Origin of the sequence: Saccharothrix deserti, assembly GCF_009769385.1 — a bacterium.
GTDB classification, from domain to species: Bacteria; Actinomycetota; Actinomycetes; order Mycobacteriales; family Pseudonocardiaceae; genus Actinosynnema; species Actinosynnema deserti.
In genome coordinates this window covers 173,739-193,623 of sequence record NZ_ML775959.1, presented here as the reverse complement: position 1 = coordinate 193,623, position 19,885 = coordinate 173,739, and the positions used below count along the sequence as shown (strand labels likewise).

At 72.8% G+C, this 19,885-nt stretch carries 15 protein-coding genes; 4 read left to right on the top strand and 11 right to left on the bottom strand.

Annotated elements, in window-relative coordinates:
- Nucleotides 1–3: 3 nt before the first annotated feature.
- From FM051_RS50320 to FM051_RS00700, 8 genes are all read right to left on the bottom strand, one after another.
- Nucleotides 4–645: a helix-turn-helix transcriptional regulator gene (locus tag FM051_RS50320; RefSeq protein ID WP_202918606.1), complete on the bottom strand. Its 642-nt coding sequence runs from the start codon at nucleotides 643–645 to the stop codon at nucleotides 4–6.
- Between the two features lie 302 nt (nucleotides 646–947).
- Nucleotides 948–3,713 carry an AAA family ATPase gene (locus FM051_RS00730; RefSeq protein ID WP_158839534.1) on the bottom strand — a complete coding sequence of 922 codons (2,766 nt, stop codon included), beginning with the start codon at nucleotides 3,711–3,713 and terminating at the stop codon, nucleotides 948–950.
- A 19-nt stretch (nucleotides 3,714–3,732) separates the two neighbouring features.
- On the bottom strand, nucleotides 3,733–6,147 hold the full coding sequence (locus tag FM051_RS00725; RefSeq protein WP_158839532.1) for an ATP-binding protein: 2,415 nt from the start codon (nucleotides 6,145–6,147) through the stop codon (nucleotides 3,733–3,735).
- Entirely contained in the window at nucleotides 6,144–8,888 is a 2,745-nt protein-coding gene (locus FM051_RS00720) for a helix-turn-helix transcriptional regulator (protein WP_158839530.1), read from the bottom strand. The genes FM051_RS00725 and FM051_RS00720 overlap by 4 nt, the downstream gene beginning before the upstream one ends.
- Nucleotides 8,889–9,296: 408 nt before the next feature.
- Complete coding sequence (locus FM051_RS00715) at nucleotides 9,297–10,085, bottom strand: IclR family transcriptional regulator (RefSeq protein ID WP_158839528.1); 789 nt, start codon at nucleotides 10,083–10,085, stop codon at nucleotides 9,297–9,299.
- Nucleotides 10,086–10,119: 34 nt separating this feature from the next.
- Entirely contained in the window at nucleotides 10,120–11,124 is a 1,005-nt protein-coding gene (locus tag FM051_RS00710) for an L-idonate 5-dehydrogenase (protein WP_158839526.1), read from the bottom strand.
- A gap of 1 nt (nucleotide 11,125) precedes the next feature.
- The gene (locus FM051_RS00705; protein ID WP_158839524.1) at nucleotides 11,126–11,893 is read right to left on the bottom strand and encodes an SDR family NAD(P)-dependent oxidoreductase; all 768 of its coding nucleotides are present in this window, start codon (nucleotides 11,891–11,893) and stop codon (nucleotides 11,126–11,128) included.
- Nucleotides 11,890–12,750, bottom strand: coding sequence for an NAD(P)-dependent oxidoreductase (locus FM051_RS00700; protein ID WP_202918605.1), 861 nt, complete (start codon nucleotides 12,748–12,750; stop codon nucleotides 11,890–11,892). The genes FM051_RS00705 and FM051_RS00700 overlap by 4 nt, the downstream gene beginning before the upstream one ends.
- Nucleotides 12,751–13,022: 272 nt before the next feature.
- Between FM051_RS00700 and FM051_RS00695 the strand changes: the two genes are divergently transcribed.
- Nucleotides 13,023–13,307: a winged helix-turn-helix domain-containing protein gene (locus FM051_RS00695; RefSeq protein ID WP_158839522.1), complete on the top strand. Its 285-nt coding sequence runs from the start codon at nucleotides 13,023–13,025 to the stop codon at nucleotides 13,305–13,307.
- A 224-nt stretch (nucleotides 13,308–13,531) separates the two neighbouring features.
- Here the strand turns inward: FM051_RS00695 and FM051_RS00690 are convergent, their stop codons facing one another.
- Nucleotides 13,532–14,890 carry an acyltransferase domain-containing protein gene (locus FM051_RS00690; protein WP_158839520.1) on the bottom strand — a complete coding sequence of 453 codons (1,359 nt, stop codon included), beginning with the start codon at nucleotides 14,888–14,890 and terminating at the stop codon, nucleotides 13,532–13,534.
- 412 nt (nucleotides 14,891–15,302) lie between these two features.
- On the opposite strand from FM051_RS00690, the gene FM051_RS00685 reads away from it, so the two are divergent.
- Entirely contained in the window at nucleotides 15,303–15,608 is a 306-nt protein-coding gene (locus FM051_RS00685; protein ID WP_158839518.1) for a hypothetical protein, read from the top strand.
- A 431-nt stretch (nucleotides 15,609–16,039) separates the two neighbouring features.
- On the opposite strand, the gene FM051_RS00680 is transcribed toward FM051_RS00685, so the two are convergent.
- The gene (locus tag FM051_RS00680; RefSeq protein ID WP_158839516.1) at nucleotides 16,040–16,378 is read right to left on the bottom strand and encodes an ArsR/SmtB family transcription factor; all 339 of its coding nucleotides are present in this window, start codon (nucleotides 16,376–16,378) and stop codon (nucleotides 16,040–16,042) included.
- A 312-nt stretch (nucleotides 16,379–16,690) separates the two neighbouring features.
- On the opposite strand from FM051_RS00680, the gene FM051_RS00675 reads away from it, so the two are divergent.
- Nucleotides 16,691–17,434, top strand: coding sequence for an SDR family oxidoreductase (locus tag FM051_RS00675; protein ID WP_158839514.1), 744 nt, complete (start codon nucleotides 16,691–16,693; stop codon nucleotides 17,432–17,434).
- Between the two features lie 589 nt (nucleotides 17,435–18,023).
- On the opposite strand, the gene mmuM is transcribed toward FM051_RS00675, so the two are convergent.
- Entirely contained in the window at nucleotides 18,024–18,944 is a 921-nt protein-coding gene (gene mmuM, locus FM051_RS00670; protein ID WP_158840024.1) for a homocysteine S-methyltransferase, read from the bottom strand.
- 163 nt (nucleotides 18,945–19,107) lie between these two features.
- Between mmuM and FM051_RS00665 the strand changes: the two genes are divergently transcribed.
- Complete coding sequence (locus FM051_RS00665) at nucleotides 19,108–19,524, top strand: nitroreductase family deazaflavin-dependent oxidoreductase (protein ID WP_158839512.1); 417 nt, start codon at nucleotides 19,108–19,110, stop codon at nucleotides 19,522–19,524.
- Nucleotides 19,525–19,885 lie beyond the last annotated feature (361 nt).

The following is a 19,885-nucleotide window of genomic DNA, read 5'->3' as shown; positions in this document are numbered from 1 at the left end:
CGCTCAAGCCTGCTTGACGAAGCCGGGCTGGACGCGCGGCGGCCAACTGCCGGGATCGAGGATGCCCAGCGAGTACGCCCTGGAGACGAGCGCGGCGCGGTTGGCCGCCTTGAGCTTCCGCAGCATCGTTCCCACGTGGTAGTCGACGCCCTGCCTGCTCAGGTAGAGCCTGGAGGTGATGTGGACGGTCGATTGCCCGAGCGCGATCGCTTCGAGGATGCGGGCGTCGATGTTGCTCAGGATCGGCTTGGGGCTGTCCGCGGAGGCGGAGGGCGACACGGTCACCATGAGCCCGGAGCGCACCGCGATCACGAACACCCGGACGGCGCTCGGTCCGCGGTCGGCGTCGACGATCTCCGCGGTGTGCCCGAACCCGCCCTTGCCGTCGGTGAGCAGGCGCACGCACTGCCCGCGCAGGGTCGACCGGGTCTCGCCGCGGAAGAGGTCCACGAAGTCCCGTCCGATCAAATTGTCCGGATCGACGCCCAACCGCGTGGCGAATTCGCCGCCGACCTTGCGCAGCACCAGTTGCGCGTCGACCAGGCCGGCATTCGTCGCGTGCAGGTCGAAAAACCGGCCCACTACATCCGCGGTCGACTCCGCCGGGAAATCGCCGTGGTCGCGCAGCAACGACAATCCGGTCATCGAGGACATCTCCGGCCCCTCCCCACTCATGCACAAGTACGCATACTGGTTACGCACGAAACCATCGAGCGCAGCGCACATCTCATGTCATGTTTCTCGTATGAATAATCCTAGGAACTCGGAGATCTCAGGGTCAACGTCGCGTACCAAATACTGTGGTGGCGTTCCGCTGATGGTTCGGTCGGTGCGACGGGGGCCACACTGACCGCCTGTGATGGTTCGGTCGAGCTGAGTGACAGATTTGAGACGGGCCGGGCGACACCGATCCCGGTGCCCCGCGACTCGGGATTCGGGACTCGGGACTACCGGGAGTTCACGTGGTGCAGGACGTCCGCCAGGTCGGCGCGTCCGCGCACGCCGAGCTTCCGGTAGGTGTTGGTCAGGTGCTTCTCCACCGCGCGGGAGGTCACCGACAGCTCGTCGGCGATCTCCTGGTTGGACCGGCCGCCCGCCGCGAGGGCCGCGACCTTGCGCTCGGAGGGCGTCAGCCTCGGTCCCGACGGCGCCTGCCCGCCGAGGGCCTGGCGGGCCCGGTCGGCGATCGAGGTCGACCCGCACTCGACCGCGACCTCCAGGCAGCGGCGCCACACGTCGCCGCGGCCGGACATCTCGGCCGACTGGCGGAGGGCCTTGGCGAGTTCCAGCCTGTTCGCCGAGCCCTCCAACACCTCGACGGCCCGCTGGGACAGTTCGACGCCGTGCCGCTCGGCCGAGAGCCGGCCCAGGACCCGCCACGCCCGTCCGATGCCGGCGGGCGCGCCCCACTCGTGGGCGATCAGCCGCTCCTCCTCCGCCAGCGCGAAGGCGGTGTCCGACTCGCCGAGCGCGTGCTTGATCAACGCGACCGACGTCCGCCACGGGAACAGCACCGGGTTGCGCCATCCGGACTGGTCGAGTTGGGCACCGCACGCCAGGACCGCCGTCGCCGCGCCGGCCAGGTCGCCCCGCATCACCGCCGCCGAGCCGCGCAGCAGTCCGACGACCGCGGCGAGGCACACGCTGTCGGGCTGGTCGTCGACCGCGGCGAGGAGCCGATCGGTCAGCACCGGGTCGCGCAGCTGCAGCGCCACCGCCCCGGACACGACCGCCGTGGTGCGGCTCGCGGTGTTCCAGTCGAGCGCGCCCATCCCGTACGCGTCGGCCGCGGCGGCGCTGGCCTCGGTGAGCCGTCCGGACATCAGGTACGCCAACGACTGCTCGGTGCGGATCATGGCCTGCTCGACCGCGTCGCCGCGCACGCGTGCCGCCTCGTACGCCTCGTCCAGCCAGCCGGTGATCACACCCGGCGAGTCGGCCGCGGCGAGCACGGAGACCAGCAGCGGCGTGGCGGTGTGCACGTGGGCGGGTGTCGCGGGTTCGCGCGCCAGCACTTCTTCCGCCAGGCGCGCGAGTTCCGCGGCGGGTCGGCGGGCGGTCAGCATCGCCCCGTGCAGCAGCACGGTCAGCAACTCGCGATCGGCGCCCGTGGCCAGGGGCGGCCCGGCACCGAGTTTTGCGAGCCGTGTCAGGGTTTCGGCCAGCTCGTACCGATCGGTTTCGCCGAGGTGGCGGAGTCTCGCCTCGACGCGCAGCGCGAGATCGCGGTCGACGCCTTCGAGGCGGTCGGGGTCGCCGAGCTCGTCACCGATCCGGCGGAGCATCGCGGCCACCGGTTCGGGTGCGTCGCCCATCACGGTCGGCGCGAGCCGGATCGCCGCCGCCGCGCGGTCACGCGGCCGGGCGAGCAGGGCGGTCGCGTACCGGATGTGCCGCACCGCGGCGTGGATGTCGAAGCCCCGTTCCACCGTCGCGAGGTCGACGAGCACCTTCGCCCGGTCCTCGCCGTCCACCGAGGTCTCCAGCAGGGCCCGGCGCAGGTAGCGCGCCGCGACCTCGTTCGCACCGCCGCGCGCGGCGTTGTCGGCGGCGACCCGCAGGGTCCCGACCACCCAGTCGCCCTGCGGTGCGGTGATGTCGATGAGCAACGTGGCGACCTGCTCGGCCGGCCAGCCGCGGTCGTGCAGCAGCCGTGCCGCGCGGAGCTGCGCGTCCTCGCGTTCGGCGGTCGACATCATCTCCTCGACCGCGTGGCGCACACCGGGGTGGGCGAACCCGTCGCCCGCGACCAGGCCGAGGGTGCGCAGCACGCCCAGCGCCTCGGCGGTGGTCGTCTCGTCCAGGTCCGCCAGCACACCGGCGATCGACGGGTCGCCGCAGTCGGCCAGCACCGCCAACGCCTCCGCCAACGCCCGGACCGGCTCGGGTTGCGCGCGCAGGCTGGAGAGGAGGCGGTCGCGCGAACGACCCGGCCGCAGCGTGCGCACCACGTCGGCGTGGGCCGCCACCGGCGCCTGGTCGCCGAGCGCCCAGTCCAGCGCCAACGCGGTCAGGAACATCGGGTTGCCGTCGGTCGCCTCGTGGCAGGCGAGCCCGAACTCCTCGTCGCACGCGGGCCCGAGCCGTTCCCGCATCAACGCCAGCGAGCCCGCCGGGGACAGGAAACGGGGTCGCAGCTGGTGGGCGGCGGCGGCCACGACCGCGGAGATCTCGGGCCGGTCGGTGAGCGGGTCGCCCTCGCGCACGGCCGCGACGAACACCACGCGTCTCGTCGCGACGCAGTCCGCGAGGTCCACGAGCAGGCGCGCCGACAACTCGTCGGCCCATTGCAGGTCGTCGACCAGCACGAGCGCGGGGGCGTCCCCGACGACGTTGTGCGCGAGCGACTGCGCCCCGAACCGCACCGCCTGCTGGACGTCCACCGTCCCCAGCGCGGAGTCGACACCGTTGGCGCAGAACACCGGACGGGCGAGCGCGGCGGGACCCCGCCACACGTCGGCGTCCACCCCGGCCAGCACCGGCTCCAGCAGCTGGCGGACCACACCGCCCGCGAAACCGCGCTCGAACGGCGAGGCGGTCGCCCGCAGCACGTGGAACCCGTCGGCCTCGGGCAGCGTCCCGAGGGCGTGCAGCAGCGCGGACTTGCCGTTGCCCAGCGGTCCGCCGATGACGACCACGCTGCCGGCGCCCTCCGCGGCCATCCGGAGGGCACGGCTCACCACGCCCAACTCGTCCTCGCGTTCGAACAGCACTCGTCGTCCGCCTCCTTCCTCAGGCGTCCGGTGTCCAGCCGAGCCGGCGTGCCCGCTCGACCAGGCCGTTCGCGTGGTGGGTCAACGCGATCCCGGCCGCTTCGCGCACGAGTGGCGCGGCGTCCGCCGGATCGCCGGCCTCCGCGAGTTCGAGCAGGGCGTTCGCGTAGCGGATCCTGGTCGGTGACTCGCGGAGCAGCGGGACCGCGACCCGCAGGTGTTCCAGCGCGTCGGCGCCCGTGTACACCAACGCGCTGCCGAGGTGGGCGCCGCCGAGGGTGCTCGGCGCACCCCACTGCCGCGCGAGCGCGACCTCCTCGTCGACGAGCCGCAGCGCGCGCGCCGTCTCGCCGGTCGACCGCAACGCCATCGCCGCGACCGTCCGCCACGCGAGCAGAGCCGGGTTGGCCCACTGCCGGGAGAGCAGGCGGCGTCCGCATTCCTGGAACTTGGTGGCCGCCACCGCCGCGTCGCCCGTCACCAGGGCGAGCAGCCCGCGTGAGAAGTGCAGGTGCGTCCACGCGAAGCCACCGATGGCCTCCGCGTCCACCGGCACGGTGTCGGACAGCGCCGCCGCGCGGTCGACCATGCCGCGTTCCAGGCTGAGCAGCATGTCCAGCGCGACGATGATCGCCCGTGACGTGGGGTGCCAGCTCTGCCGCGGCAGCTCGAACTCCGCCCGCTCCAGGTCGACCACGGCCTCGTCCAGCCGGCCCCGCCGCGCCTTGACCTTGGACCGGGCGAGCAGCGCGGACCCCGCGACCGCGGTCAGCCCCCGTCGGCGCGCCAGGGTCACCACGGCGTCGAGCCCGGCGGTCGCCTCGTCCACGTCGTCGGTCAGCATCAACGCCCGGCACGCCTGGATGCGCGGTGACAACGTGGCGCTCTCCCCCGTCAGCGCCGCGCGTGCGAGGGTGCGGGTGCCTTCGAGGTCGACGCCCCGCGTCGCGCACCGCCACGCCGCCGCGCCCGCCAGCGCCGGGTCGGTCGGCCACTCCGGCAGCTCGGGCGCCTCCAGCAGGCCCAGCCCCGGCTCCTCGTGCGGCGCGTCGTCGGCGATCCAGTACAGCGCGGTGAGGGAATCCCGTTCGGCGCCCGTGGCGGACACCGCGCCGAAGGTGCGCCGGGCCAACGCGTTGTCACCGCGGGCGAGCAGTTGTTCGGCGGCGTCGAGTCGCTCGGCGGTGAACCCGGCGAACTCCGGGTCCAGCAGCATCCGGGTGAGCAGGCGGTCGCCGACGTCCGGGGCGTGACCGCCTTCGGCCACGCCCAGTTCCACGATCAGGCGCGCCTTCAGCGCCGGAGCGACCGGTTCGGCCAGCGCCCGGCCCAGGTGGCAGGCCGCCTCCTGCGACCGGCCGCGCTCACGTTCCCGTTCGGCCGCCGTGCGCAGGAGGGGCACGACCCACGGCCGGCCGGACGGCGGCGCGCCCTTGAGCAGCCGCGCGACCGCGGGCTCGGCGACGGCGCTGCGGTAGCCCAGTTCCGCGGCCCGGTCGTGCAGTTCCTCGCGCCGTGCCCGGGACATCCCCGCCAGCACGCGGTCCACCCCGACGTCCGCGACCAGCTGCGGCCGTTCCCGCGAGGTGATCAGACCGGCGCCGAACAGCAGTTCCAGGGCGCGGGCCGGGGTCAGCTGCCGCAACCGGGCCAGCGTGAACACCAGGTCGAGGTCGAAGTCCGGGCGGCAGATCGCGATGACCCGCACCAGCTCGACCACCTCCGCCGGCAGCGTCCGCAGCGCTCTCGCCACGACCTCGCCGACCACCTCCGCCGTGCGGTCGACCAGGTCGGGGATGTGCTGGACGCGCGGACCGAGCCCGGTCGCGGCCAGCCGGTCGAGCACCGGGCGCAGCACCACGGGACGGCCGCCGGTGTGCACGACGAGGGCGTCCAGGAACTTCGGGTCCGCGGGCTCCGCGAACCGGGACGCCACCAGCTCCGCGACGGCCGCCGCGCCCAGCGGGCGCAAGGTCAGCACGGTCGCGCCGTCGAGGACCGTTCTCAGGCAGTCGGACGCCACCACGATCATGATCGGCGTGTCGCGACTCCACCGGGCCAGGGCGGCGAGCCGTGCCCGTGACGCGTCGTCCAGCCACTGCGCGTCGTCCACCACGAGCAGCAGCGGTCCGACGGGGCCGGCCGCGTGGGGATCGTGCGACGGCGCGCTTTCGAGCCGGACCAGCAGGTCGGCGAGGACGCGGCGCTCGCGGTCGGTCCCGTCCGGTGACGCCGTCATCGTCAGCACCACCACGCCTGCCCCGGTTCCGCTCGCCGCGACGTGGCGGGCCACCGCACTGCGGCCCGTCCCGGCCGGGCCGACGACCTCGAACAGCGACGACCCACCGGCCGCCAACGCCCGGACGGCGTCGTCCAGGGCCACCAGTTCGGCGTCGCGCTCCACGAGCCCGGTCGTCACCGACGTCCCCGTCATCCGAGGTGCCCCACGAGATCGGTCCGCGTCTGCACGCCGAGCTTGCGGTAGGCGTTGGACAGGTGGCTCTCGACCGTGCGCACGGTGACGAACAGCGCCGCCGCGATCTCCCGGTTCGTCCTGCCCTCGGCGGCCAGCGCGGCGACGCGGCGCTCGCTGCCGGTCAGCATGTTCGCCGGGGTGGCGGTCAGACCGGGCATCCGGCCCCCCGCGCGCATGAGCCCGGACCGGGCCACGGCCGCCGCCGGGAGGTCGCCGCACCGCACCGCCAGGTCCACCGCGGCCCGGAAGTGCCTCCGGGCGGGTTTGCCCCGGCCCTCGGCCAGGAACGCGTGGCCGAGCGCCGTCCGCGCCCCCACCTCGCGGAGCAGGGCGCCGGTGCCCGTCAGCTCACCGACCGCCGCCTCCAGCACCTCGACCCGCGCCCGACCGGACGTGATCAGGCCCTCGGCCAGCAGCGCGTACCCGCGGGCGGTGGGGGTGTCCCAGCGGGCGGCCCGCTCCGCACCGCGCTCGACCAGGTCGACCGCCTCGGCGGGCCGGCCGAGGTCGGCCAGCAGCGTGGTCGCGTCGAGCCACCACGGCACGAGCACCGGGTTGCGCACGCTCATCGCGTCCAACTCCCGGCCGCACCGCAGCAACACCTCCAGCGCGCCCTCGTGGTCGAGCCTGATCACCCGCCTCCGGGCGAGGGCGATCATCTCGGCGCCGTACTCCAAGACGCTGCGCGGCTCCGCGCCCACGTCGGGTGGCTCCGCCGCGGCGCCCGCGTTGCGGTTCACGCGCGCCGCGTCCACGACCGTCCGCGCCCACGCGTCGTTCACCGTCCACCCCGCCGCCTCCACGACCCCGAGCGCGTGTTCGGCGTCCGCCTCGGCGTCCGTCAGCTCCCCGGCGTCCAGTCGCAGTGCCGCCCGCGCGACCAGGGTCAGGTAGTGGCTCCAGGCGTCGCCGCGGCGCGAGGTGTCGGTCAACGCCGTGTCCAGGCGGCTCAGCGCCGCGCCCGGGTCGCCGGCGAAGTGGAGCACGATCGAGGGGTAGACGTCCCACCAGTCGTACGGCTCGATCCGCCGGTTCGCGCCGAGGGCGATCAGCTCCAGCGCGCGGTGCGACGAACCGCCGGACAGCATCTCGGTGCGCGCCAACTGGTGCGCCAGCCGCCGTTCGCTCGTCGTCCGCCCGGACGGCGCCGCGGTCGCACGACCCCGCGCCACCGCCTGGGCCGTCGTGCCGAGGTTGCCGAAACCGAGCACGAGCGCGGTGAGGTCGACCAGCACCCGCAGGTCGGTGTCGGCGTCGGCGGGCAGGCCGTCCAGCGCGTCCAGGACGACGGAGATCGCCTGCGCGGACCGCCGCGCGCCGAGGGCGACCATCGCGTACCGGACCGCGAGGGACGCCTTCACGACGGGGTCGGCGATACCGGCCAGTGCCTCGGTGAACGCGGTCAGCGCGGCGCCCGGGTCCGTCTGCGCGAGCGCCATCGCCAGCTCCACCCGCGTGTCGACCTGGTCCGGCGCGGCGTCGAGCACGCGGCGCAGGTACTCCACCGCGACCTCCGGCGAACCGGCGGAGGCCGCCGACCGGGCGGCTCCGCTCAGCGCGGACAGCATCCACGGCTCCGCCGGCGCAGGCACGGCCACGAGCTGACGGGCGATCTCCTCGTCGGGACGACCCAGGTCGGCGAGCAACCGGGCCGCGCGCACCCGCAACGCCGCCGTCTCCGCGGGGTCGAGCGCGCCGAGCAGGCTGTCGCGCAGGTAGTCGGCGCGGAACTCCACGCCGTTCGGGGCCAGGGCGCGGAAGTAGACCAGGGTGGCGCGGGCGGCCGACGCGACCGCCGTCGACATCCCGAACAGCGCCGCGATCACCTCGGGCGACGCGGCGGTGTCGAGCAACGCCACGCCGGTGGCGTACTGGCGGATCGGCTCGCTCTGCTTCTCCAGCCACGTCACCATGCAGGTGATCGCCCACTCGGAGGCCACCCGGTGCGCGCGGTCCGCCGCGTGGGCGCCGGGCTCCGGGTCCTCGGACCCCAGGCCGTCGTCCCGCAGCCGGATCAGCAGCGCGCGCATCATCGCGGCGTTGCCGCCGGTCACCTCCATGCACACGGCCAGGAACTCGTCGTCCGGCTCGATGCCGAGCTCCCGGGCGACGAACTCCGCGATCTCCCCCTCGCCCAGCGGGGCCAGGCGGACGAGGGTCGTGTGGATCGCCTCGTCCAGGTCGGTGAACCGCACGTCGCCCACGCCGTGCTCGCCGTGCGGCAACGCCAGCACGACGAGCACCGGCAGGCCGGCCACGCGTCGGAGCAGGAAGTCGAGCCAGCGCGCGGTGGCGAGGTCGCAGTAGTGCGCGTCGTCCACCAGGAGCACCACGGGACGTTCGGCGGCGAGCACCACCACGTGCCGGTAGAGGCGGTACAGCAGCGCGTAGTCGTCCGGCCGCGCCTCTTCCGGCGGCGGGGGCAGCAGTTCGTCGGCCCGGGAGCCCAGCAAGTGCCGCAGCGCGGCGAACTGCGGCGCGCCGGGGACGCAGCACGCGTGCGCCACCGTGACGTCGTCGCGCAGGGCGTCGCGGGCCCGTTCGATGACGGTCGACCGGCCGATGCCGACCGGACCGCTCAGCAGCAGCGCGCCTCCCGGTTCGCCGGACACGATCTCCTCGACCCTGGCGCGGATCGCCGCGACCGCGGCGTCCCGCCCGACCGGTGCCCCGACGACCGCGCTGCGGCGTTCCGCCATCACCGCTCCCCGGCCCCTGGTGCGGACTCCACTCGCCCGGTCCCCCGTCTGTCCCCTCGGAACGCGTCCCACCCGCTCCGCCGCACGTCGTCCGCTGTGCGGCCCGGACCGCGGCCGGCGGACTCCACGAGGTTCACGTCCGTCCGTTCCACAGGCGGTACAGCGTTCAGCATGAAGAACCGACTCTTAGTGATGAAGTCCACTCCAACTCCACCCCGGGAAGGCTTAGTTCACACCGTGAATTGCGACAGACACGCTACGGAGTCAGCTTAGCCCAATCGGCAGAACTGCTTCCAAAAACGATCGTGAACCATACGATCGGACGGGTACCGACAACCACGCTCCGTAGATGACGAGCGCGCCCAGAGCCCCGGTCGGGGGACTCTCGAACGAGAACCCGCGCTCGGTTCAGAAGCGGGTCGGCCGGGACAGCACGCCGGCCAACTCGGTGAGGTCCGCGACCAGGCCCGCGCGCAGCTCCGGCGTCATCCGCGCGGCCAGGAGGATCGCCCCGACCGCGGTCGGGGCCTCGACGCCGACGCGTCCGGGGACGGTGACGCCGACGCACGTGACGCCTTCGGTGTACTCACCGTTGTCCACCGCGAACCCGCGTTCACGGGTGACGTCGAGGTCCCCGCGCAGCGCGTCGAACGTGCGGTGGGACTGCGCGGTGAGCACGGGCAGCTCCCCGACCCGGGCCAGCCGGTCGTCGAGGTCGCCGGGCGGCAACGAGGCCAGCACCGCCTTGCCGAGCGCGGTCACCACCGCCGGCATCCGCATGCCGACCTCGCACGCCGGCCGCACCGACTGCAAGCCCTCGTGGCGGGCGAGGTAGACCACCTCGGTCCCGTCGAGCACGGCCAGGACCACCAGCTCGCGCGACGCCACCGGGAGGGTGCCCACGGTCCGGCGGAACTCCTCGACCGCATCGGTGCCGGCCAGGTAGCCCTGCCCCAGTTCGACCACCTTGTGGCCGAGCGCCCAGCGCCCGTCCACCCGCCGGATCATCCCGGTCCCTTCCAGCGCGGTGCACAGGTTGGCGACCGTGGACTTGGCCAGGTCCAGTGAGCGCGCGAGTTCGGCGATCCCCACCGGCCGGCCCTGCCGGGCCAGTTCCTCCAGCAGGAAGACCGCACGCGTCACGGCAGGCGACCTGCTGTCCACCGACCGCAAAGAACGCGTCTCGCCGACCGTCACGATTCTCCCTCGCACTCGCGCCAGACCCGATAAGTTACCCCATGGTCACAAAGTCGAGCAGGACCTTGCAGGAGCGGGCCGGGTCCCCGGCCAGCTCGAACGCCTCGGCCACGCGCGCGACCGGCAGCACCGCGGTCACCACCGGGTCCACCGCCAGCCCGCCGAGCCGGGGCAGCACCTCGTCCAGCTCGCCGTCGAACCGGAACGACCCGACGACCCGGAGTTCCCTGGTGACGATCAGGTTCGCCGCGATCGCCGCGTCACCCGGCGGCAGCAGCCCCAGGCCCACCACGGTCCCGCCGCGGCGCACCGAGCGCAGGCACGTCGAGAACCCGGCCGGGCTGCCCGACGATTCGATCGCGACATCCGCCTCCACCTCCTCCCGCTCCCCCACCGTGAACGTGTGCGTCGCACCGACCGCGCGGGCGACGTCGAGGGGGCGAGAGTGCACGTCGGTCACCACGATCTCGGCGGCGCCGGCGGCCTGGAGGACCGCGACGACGAGGCAGCCGATCGGCCCCGCGCCGGTGACCAGGACCCGCCGTCCCCGCACGTCACCCGCCTGCCGCACGGCGTGCCAGGCCACCGCCGTGGGCTCGGCCACCGCCGCCCGTCGCACAGCTAGCCCGTCGGGCAGCGGCCGGACCTGGTCCGCGGCCACCACGAGCACGTCGGAGAACCCGCCCTGCACGTGCGGGAAGTGCGCGGCGCTGCCCAGGTAGCGGGCACGGCGGCAGATGTTGGGCCGCCCGGCGGCGCACTCCGGGCACGACCGGCACGGTGTCGCCGGGTGCACGGTCACCGGCGTGCCCGGCTCGAACCCCGAGCCGCCCAGCACGTGCCCGGACACCTCGTGCCCCAGCACCAGCGGCTCGCGCAACCGGAAATCGCCCACCGCGCCGTGCCGGTAGTAGTGCAGGTCGGAACCGCAGATGCCGCCGTAGCTCACCCCGATCGCGACCTGGCCGAGCCTCGGCGTCGGGTCCGGCCGCTCCTCGACCCGCAGGTCACCCGCGCCGTGCACGACCACCGCGCGCATCTCAGATCACCGCCGTGAGGCCGCCGTCGACCGCGACGACCTGGCCGTTCACGAAATCGGACGCGGGCGCGGCCAGCCAGACGAGCGTGCCGACCAGGTCGTCCACCCGGGCCCACCGGCCCGCCGGTGTGCGGCCCCTGATCCACGCGTCGAACTCCGGGTCCTCGACCAGCGCCTTGGTCAGCTCGGTCACGACGTAGCCGGGGGCGAGCGCGTTGACGTTGATGCCGGCGGGCGCCCATTCCGCGCACATGGTGCGGGTCAGCATCGCCAGGCCGCCCTTCGAGGCCGCGTACCCGGCGATGCCCGGCCGGGCCAGCCAGGACTGCACCGAGCAGATGTTGACGATCTTGCCCCGGCCCCGTTCCACCATCGACCGCGCGACCGCCCGTCCGACCAGGAACGCGCCGGTGAGGTTGGTGTCCAGCAGGCGCTGCCAGTTGTCCAGGGACACCTCCAGCATCGGCTCGCGGTGCTGGACGCCGGTGTTGTTGACCAGGACGTCGATCGGTCCGATCCCGCGTTCGACGCGCGTGATCGCGGCGTCGACCGCGGCCTCGTCGGTCACGTCGAACGCGCTGGTGTGGACCGTGCCGCCGGTCCGCTCGGCCAGGTCGTCGCGGGCGGCCTCCAGCGCCGCCTCGTCACGGCCGTTGAGGACCACCGCGGCACCGGCCGCGACGAGGCCCTCGGCCAGGCGTGCCCCGATGCCCTTGCCCGAACCGGTGACCAGCGCGAGCCTGCCGGTGAGGTCGAACAGCGACGTCATGCGGTGGCCCTCCCCGTGCAGTTCAGGGCGGCGATGTCCGAGTCGCCCGCGGTGCCGAGCCGGCGGTGCAGTTCGGACACGGCCGCGGTCACGGGCAGCGGGACGTTCGAGGCTCGGGCGTACTCCTGGGCGGTTTCGAGGTCCTCCACCATGTTGCCGACCGGGCCGGCGGCGTTCAGGTCCAGACCGGCGAACTTGGTGAAGAACTCCTGCGGCAGGGCCTCGGCGCGGTCGCCGGACAGCGCGCCGAGCACCTGCTCCGGTTCGAGGCCGGCCGCGCGGACGAGCGCGGCGGATTCGGCGATCGCGGCGAACGCGCAGCCGGTGAGGATCTGGTTGACCATCCTGACGAGTTGGCCGGACCCGCTGGGGCCGATGTGGGTGATCCGCTGGGCGAGCGTGTCGAGGACCGGTGTCGCGCGGGCGACGTCTTCGGCGGCGCCGCCGACCATCGTCGTGAGACGACCGGTCAGCGCGGCGGGCGCGCCGCCGAACAGCAACGCGTCCACCCACGCCGCGCCAGCCGCGGCCGCCTGCTCGGCGAACTGCCGGGTGCCGTCCGGGTCGATACCGGACATGTCGACCACGACGGGTGCGCCCGCGCCCATGCCCGCGCTGAGCACGCCGTCCGGGCCGAACACGACCTCGCGCACGATCTCGGCGGTGTTCGCGGTGTCCGACGACAGCAGCACCACGTCGGTCGCCGCCAACACCGCCGGGCGGTCGACCCGCACGGTGCCCCGGACGCGCGCGTCGGGGCGGGTTTCGTACGCCAGCACCGTGTGCCCGGTGTCCATCAGGCGCGTGGCGATGGCCGTGCCCATCACGCCGAGACCCGCGATCCCCACCACTGTCATCGTGTCCAGACCTCCCGGTAGACGTTCCGGTAGCCCGACGCGGGTCGAACACCTCGCCGGAGGCGCCCGGCCACGGCCTTCCGGTGCCGACGTCGGCGAACACGCCTGATGCTCACGCTACCCACATGGAACAGCGTCCCACCTGCGGAACACAATCGTCCGGCGTCGCCGGACGGCCCGGCGACGCGAAATACCGCGATACTCGGAAAAGTTCCGAGGGCTCTTCCGAATCCCGCGCAAATCGGCTCCACCGGGGCAACCTGCTCACCGCCATGTGGCGCAATGACGCGGTGATCGAGTTGACGCTGCACCCGGAAGACCACACGGTCACCACGCCCGAAGGAGCCAGGGCGCGACTCACCCCGGCGGAGTTCCGCGTGCTCGCGCACCTGCTGGCCAACCGCGGCACGGTGCTGACCGTCGACGACATCACCACCGCGACCGGAGTGCGCTGCGTCCGCTCGGCCGTCAGCAAACTCCGGTACAAACTCGGGTCCGCCGGTCCCCTCATCCACGGCGTCTACGGCGTCGGATACCTGCTGCGCCAACACTTCTGACCTCGTGGGACTCCAGGTGCGCGCCATCGTCCACAACGAACTCGGCGTGGCCGCCGGGGCGTTGCCGTGCGGCGGTCGTGCCACAGCACGTGAAGCCGTTCAGGCCGGAGTCGAGTGGCGCGCAGCGCATGTGACCAGCGTCGCGCCGGTGCGGCTAGGGAAATACCCACACTTGAAGACCACTGTGGACACCTCGGGCGGCCGGTAGCTGCGGCGTCGAAGGCTCAGGTGGGCAGTTGCAGGCCACGCTTGGCGGTCCGGCCGAACAGCGTTTCCCAGTCCAGGTCGACACCGTCGGTGTGCAGTGCCGCCAACGCCAAGGCGACCGCGTTGGGCTCGGGGTGCGGGGCGCGGCGCAGCACGGGGATGAACCTCGCCTCGTCGGGCTCGGGCAGGCACTCCGGTCCCATCGCGGTCAGCGCGCCGTTCGGGCCGAGTTCGACGAACGCCGTGACCCCCGCCGCCCGCAGCGTCCGCACGGCGGCCTCGAACCGCACCGTCTCCCTGGCCTGCCGGACCCAGTACCCGGGCTCGCGGAGCCGTTCGGGAACGAGGTGCGCACCGGTGACCGTCGAGACGATCCCCACCCGCGGCGCGGTGAAACCGGCCGTCTCGACCGCACCGGCGAACTCCGGCAGCACCGGGTCCAGTGCCGCCGAGTGGAACGGGTGGCTGACGCGCAGGTGCGTGACCGTACAGCCCCGGCCGGACAGCGCGGCGGCGATCTCGGCGACGCCGTCCCGAGGGCCCGACAGGACCACGGCGCGGGGACCGTTGACCGCGGCGATCTCCACTGCGGACGCGGTCTCCGCGAGCAACGCCCGAACCTCGTCCTCCCCCACGCGCACGGCGACCATCGCGCCGCCCTCCGGCAACCCCTGCATCAACCGACCGCGCACGGCCACCAACCGCGCCGCGTCCGACAGGGACAGCGCGCCGGCGACGTGCGCCGCGGTGAGTTCACCGAGCGAGTAACCGGCCATCAGATCCGGCCGGATCCCCGCGTGCTCCAGCACGCGGAACAACGCGACCCCGACGGCGAACAGCGCCGGCTGCGCGTACTCGGTGTGGTCCAGCAGAGCGGCCCCCGACTCCGCCCACATCACCTGTTTGACCGGCAACGCGGTGTGCCGGTCGAGTTCCGCGCACACCTCGTCCAAGGCCGCCGCGAAGACCGGGTCGGCCGCGGCCAGTTCCCGTCCCATGCCCGATCGCTGACTGCCCTGGCCCGGGAACAGGTACGCAACGCGACCGGGACTCCCGGTCACCAGACCACGTGCCACGCCCGGCACGGACCGTCCCTCGGCCAACGCGCCGAGGCGGTCGAGCAGCTCCACCCGGTCCGCGCCGACGACCGCCGCCCGGTGTTCGAACGCCGTCCTCGCCGTGGCCAGGGAGACCGCCACGTCCACGGGGTCGAGGTCGGGACGGTCGGCCAGGAATCCCGCCAACCGCTTCGCGCGTGCCCGCAGCCCGCTCTCCGTGCGAGCCGACACGGACCAGATCACCTCGGACGACCGCACGTCCCCGACGGCATCCGGCCCGTCCTCGCCCGACGGCATGCCTTCGAGCGCCACGTGCACGTTCGTTTCCCCATTCGCGACGCGGGCCCGTACCGTCCCGCCACGAGGTGGTGTCGGTGTGGTCGGTGTTCACCGAACCGACCGGTAATGGTCGGTCGGTTCGGTGAACACCAATTTCGATCCGGCTGCGCAGCCGTTGGTGTGGGGGGCCGACCGACGACAAGCCGCCCCACACCAACGGTTCATTCCCGATACCCGCGTCAGGGGGCGCGGAAATCGACGCGGGTTCGGCGACGCCTTCCCCGATGTGTTCGACCGAGGAGGGCGGGCTCTGATTGCCCCGGCCGGGCAGTTCGGTGCCGGCTTCCCGATCGGGAAGCCGGCACCGAACCTGTCCCACCATTCTCCGGATCGTCCGCCGGCGCTCCGGAGACAGTGGCACCTCCTGCATGTGCCACGGTCAACTTTAGGGGTGGACTACGGTGGAATCGACCGTTCTCCGACCGATGCGCAGGTTCTTCCGCATTCGCCGCAAACGCGTTATCGCGAGCGCGCGTCGGCCTCGGCGCACGCCGCCGACACCGTCGTGGCCAGCGCCGATGCGCTCATGGCGAGCGGCACGACCTGCGGTGAGCGCGGGGACGGTGTCGAGGCGAGCAGCGGTGCCTCGCGTCGAACCGGAGACCTGAGCGTCCAGGCCGTGATTGCTCAGCCCCTCACAGCCGCCCAGCCTGCCATCGCCCGGCCAGCCATCGCTCAACCCGCGACCAGCCTGTGATCGTCCAGCCCCAGCCCCAGCCGTGCGGAAGGTTCGCGCAGCGCCCGACGAACTGGGGGTTTCAGCCGGGCGCTGCGCGTGGTCGGGGTGGGCGGGGGCGGCGGGTCCGCCCACCCCGAGACTCAGGCTCCTCCGGGAAGCCTCTGGCTTGGACGTCCGGGCGGGACGCGACGGACGCGATCCTGGTCCGGCTTCCGGAAATCGTTCTGTGCGAACGCGGCCACGTAGACCGGCAACACGCGGCGGGCGACGGCCACGCGCGGCGTCACGACTTCGTTTGCCGCCATGTACGCCCCCGCCCGTTTCCCGACGAATTGGCGGGACAACGATGATGCGATGCCGACGCCGTTACACCGGGGCCGACGGCGACCAGGCCACAGTTCCGGCCGGGTTCTGGTGATGCACCCGGAAAACCCACGGGACCGGTCACGTCACCGGTCGACATCGGCGGCGGCCGCGATCAACGCGCGGATCGCGGCGGGCTCGGGACGGAGTCGGTACCTCGACCGGAGTCCGCGTTCCACCAGTCCCGAGTCGAGCAGGACGTTGAGGTGGTGGTAGAGCCGCCCGGGCGAAGTCAGGCCCGCCGCCTGCTGGAGGTGCACCGCCGACCGCGGTCCCACCTGGAGGAGGTGTATGACCACGGCCAAGCGTGTCGGATGCCCCAAGGCGGCGAAGACCTTGAGGCAGGAGGCGGCTGTCCCGGACAACTCCTCGTTCCCACGGACCGCCGTCGCCACGGCGAACACGACCTCGTCAGCGACGTCCACCAGTCGATCATCCCCGGAAAAGCGCGGACTCCACCCGATTTCCGCCTATCACGGATATCGATCCGGAATTCACGGACGAATGGGATGCCGGTCCCACCCCGCACCGGGTCGCCCCGCACCGGAGCCAGGTCGCCGCACCCCTACATACCGAACGCGGCTGCCACCGACCGTGTCGAGCGACGCCCATCCGGACCGCGCCGGCATCATCGACCACTCCGAGCACTTCCCGCACAACAAGCCGCGCCACCCGAGAGCCGAGCCGGACGGGCTCGTCGACGAGCCGCGGTCCCCAGGCTGACGAAGGAGAACATCATGGCCCCGGTTTCCGTGGTGACCGGCGCGGGTTCGGGAGTGGGGCGCGCCGTCGCCCGCACGCTCATCGAAGCGGGCCACCGGGTGGCGCTCGCCGGACGACGCGTCGACGGGCTGCTCGAGACCGCCGCCGACGCACCGGCCGAGACCGTCCTCGTCGTGCCGACCGACGTCACCGTCGAGGCGTCCGTCGACGCGCTGTTCGACGCCGTGCGCGACCGGTGGGGTCGGGTCGACGTGCTGTTCAACAACGCCGGGACGAACGTTCCCGCCACGCCGCTGGAGGACTTCACCGTCGAGCAGTGGTCGAAGGTGGTCGACACCAACCTGACCGGCTCGTTCCTGTGCGCCCGTGCCGCGTTCCGCGTCATGCGCGAACAAACGCCGCAGGGAGGCCGGATCGTCAACAACGGCTCGATCTCCGCCCAGACCCCGCGCCCCAACGCCATTGCCTACAACGCGAGCAAGCACGCCATCACCGGGTTGACGAAGTCGATCTCGCTGGAGGGCCGCCGCCACCGCATCGCCTGCGGGCAGATCGACATCGGCAACGCCGCCACGTCCATGACCGACCGGATGAGCGACGGCGTCCTCCAAGCGGACGGCTCGATCGCCGCAGAGCCCACCATGGACGTCACACACGTCGCCGATGCGGTCCGCTACATGGTCGGGCTCCCCTTGGACGCCAACGTGCCGTTCATGACCGTCATGGCAACCACGATGCCGCTCATCGGACGCGGCTGACCCACTCCAACCGGCCGCCACCGCCGGATCGTCCGCCCTGAACCACCCGGACAGGTGAACAGTGCAACCAAGGACAACCCAAAACGCATGTCTCACGTTAGCCGGATAAAACGGCGGCCCGGCGGCGAGGACAGCTGGCGAGCACGGTGAAAGGGGGTGCGAGTGGGACACGACTCAACGAACCGCCAGAGCTCGGTAGCCGACGCCACACACCGACCACCGACCACCGCCCGCCCCCTGACCCGCAGACCCGCTACCGCACCGACAGGACGACGATCGGAAGAGGATCGGGACCGAACCGAACCGCAGGCGCGGATCTACGCGCACGTCGATGCCCTCCACGTCCAGCAGCCCGAGGTCAACACGTGCGGCAGCCGGAGGTCGAGTGGGCAGCGAGGTCGAGCAGGCAGCGAGCACTCGGTGGGCGCGCCGGACGGTCATCTCCGACGAGCCATTGACGAGCAAGGCGTCGACGAGCAAGGCGTTCACGCCCGCGACTACGCCCCCGGCACGCGAGCCGTCATCAACGCGACAAGGCGGCGGTAACGCGGCGGTGCGACAACGCGGCGGTGCGACAACGCGGCGGGCATCAACGTGACAAAGCGGCGGCCAGTTCCGTGATCATCTCGGGCCCGACCTGGCAGCAGCCGCCCACTAGCCGCGCGCCGCCCTCGACCCAACCCGCCACGCGCACGGGCTCGAAGGCCGGAACACCGGTCCAGCTGCGGGTCGTGGCGTCCCACTGCTCACCGCTGTTCGGGTACACCACGACCGGTTTGCCGGTGACTCGCCGGGCGATCGCCACGGCCTCGTCGACGTCGGCCGGGTCGCAGCAGTTGACGCCGACGGCCACCACCTCGTCCACGCCCCGCACGGCCTCGAAGGCTTCGGTCAGCGGCTGACCGGCGCACGTCCGCGTCCCACGGGCGCTGTAGGACAGCCAGAGCGGGACTCCCGACCCGGCGACCACACCGAGCACCGCCTCCGCTTCCTCGACGTCGGGGATCGTCTCGACCGCGAGCACGTCGGCGCCCGCCTCGGCGAGCACTTCGATCCTGGGGCGGTGGAAGGACTCCAGGGCCCGCCTGCTCAAGCCGTAGCGGCCGCGGTACTCCGAGCCGTCGGCGAGCATCGCGCCGTACGGGCCGACCGAGGCCGCCACCCACCGCTGTCCGTCCACTTCGGAGGCGGCGCTCCGGGCCAGCGTCACGCTGTCGCGCAGCAGGGCGGCCGTCTCCTCCGCCGTGAGCCCGCGATCCGCGAAGCCCTCGAACGTGGCCTGGTAGCTGGACGTGATCACGACCTCGGCCCCGGCCCGGAAGTAGGTCAGGTGGGCGGACCTGATCGCGTCCGGGTCTGCCAACAGCAGTCGGGCGGACCAGAGCGAGTCGGAGAGGTCGTGCCCGGCGGCCTTGAGCGCGGTCGACAGACCGCCGTCCAACACGACCACCCGATGGGCCAGCGCGTCGGACAGGCGCTCGTTCGAGGACTCCGCGGAAAGGTCTGCCACCACGCCCCGACCGTACCCGCCATTCGCAGGCACCTCACGGACTGGGCACGCGAGAGGTTGAACACTCAACCGTTTCGGTCTAGTGTCGATCTTCCATACGTGTTCGAACGACTACCGGCTGCCACCCCACCGGGCAGCTCCACCGCGAGAGGGACGTGACCGCATGGCGGACGAGATCCGTGATTTCAACCAGCAGATCATCGCCGAGTTCCGCGCCAACGAGGGCGTGGTCGGCGGGATGTTCGAGGGCCGCAACATGCTGCTGCTCACCACCATCGGCGCCAAGAGCGGACAAGAGCGGGTCTCGCCGGTGGTCTACACGCGCGACGGTGACCGGCTCGTCATCGCGGCCTCGTTCGGAGGTGCCCCGAAGAACCCCGCGTGGTTCAACAACCTCGTGGCGAACCCGAAGGTCACCGTCGAGGTCGGCACGGACAAGTTCGAGGCCACCGCGACCCCGGTCGAGGACCGCGCCGAACGCGACCGCCTCTACGCGGGCATGGTCGCGCACGCGGAGGGGTTCGCCGACTACGAGAAGAAGACCGACCGCGTGATCCCGATCGTCCTTCTCGAACGCTGACCCGAGGGGCAGATAGGCGAGCGGCCCCTTCCGGACGGTCCGGCGGTCTGACGGTCCGGCGGTCCTGGTCCGACGACCTCCGCTCCCTCTTGCCGTCGCTCCGTGAAGGCGAGGGGCGACCGCCCGGACGTGGGCCGAGGCGCACCGGTTCCACGTCGGGAGACGGCCGGTGCGCGGGCCCTTGCACGATCTCCAGCGCAGCGCGGGCAACCCACGCCGTCGCCGGGCTCGCCAGGCGGCACGTGCAGCGGTGGCCCGATGCCGATCCCGCGACGGCGGCCGGGGCACTGGACCAGAAAGGCGCCGGACCAGAAACCGGACACCGCAGCCCGTGCTGTCGCCGACAGGAGCTGGGTCGAAG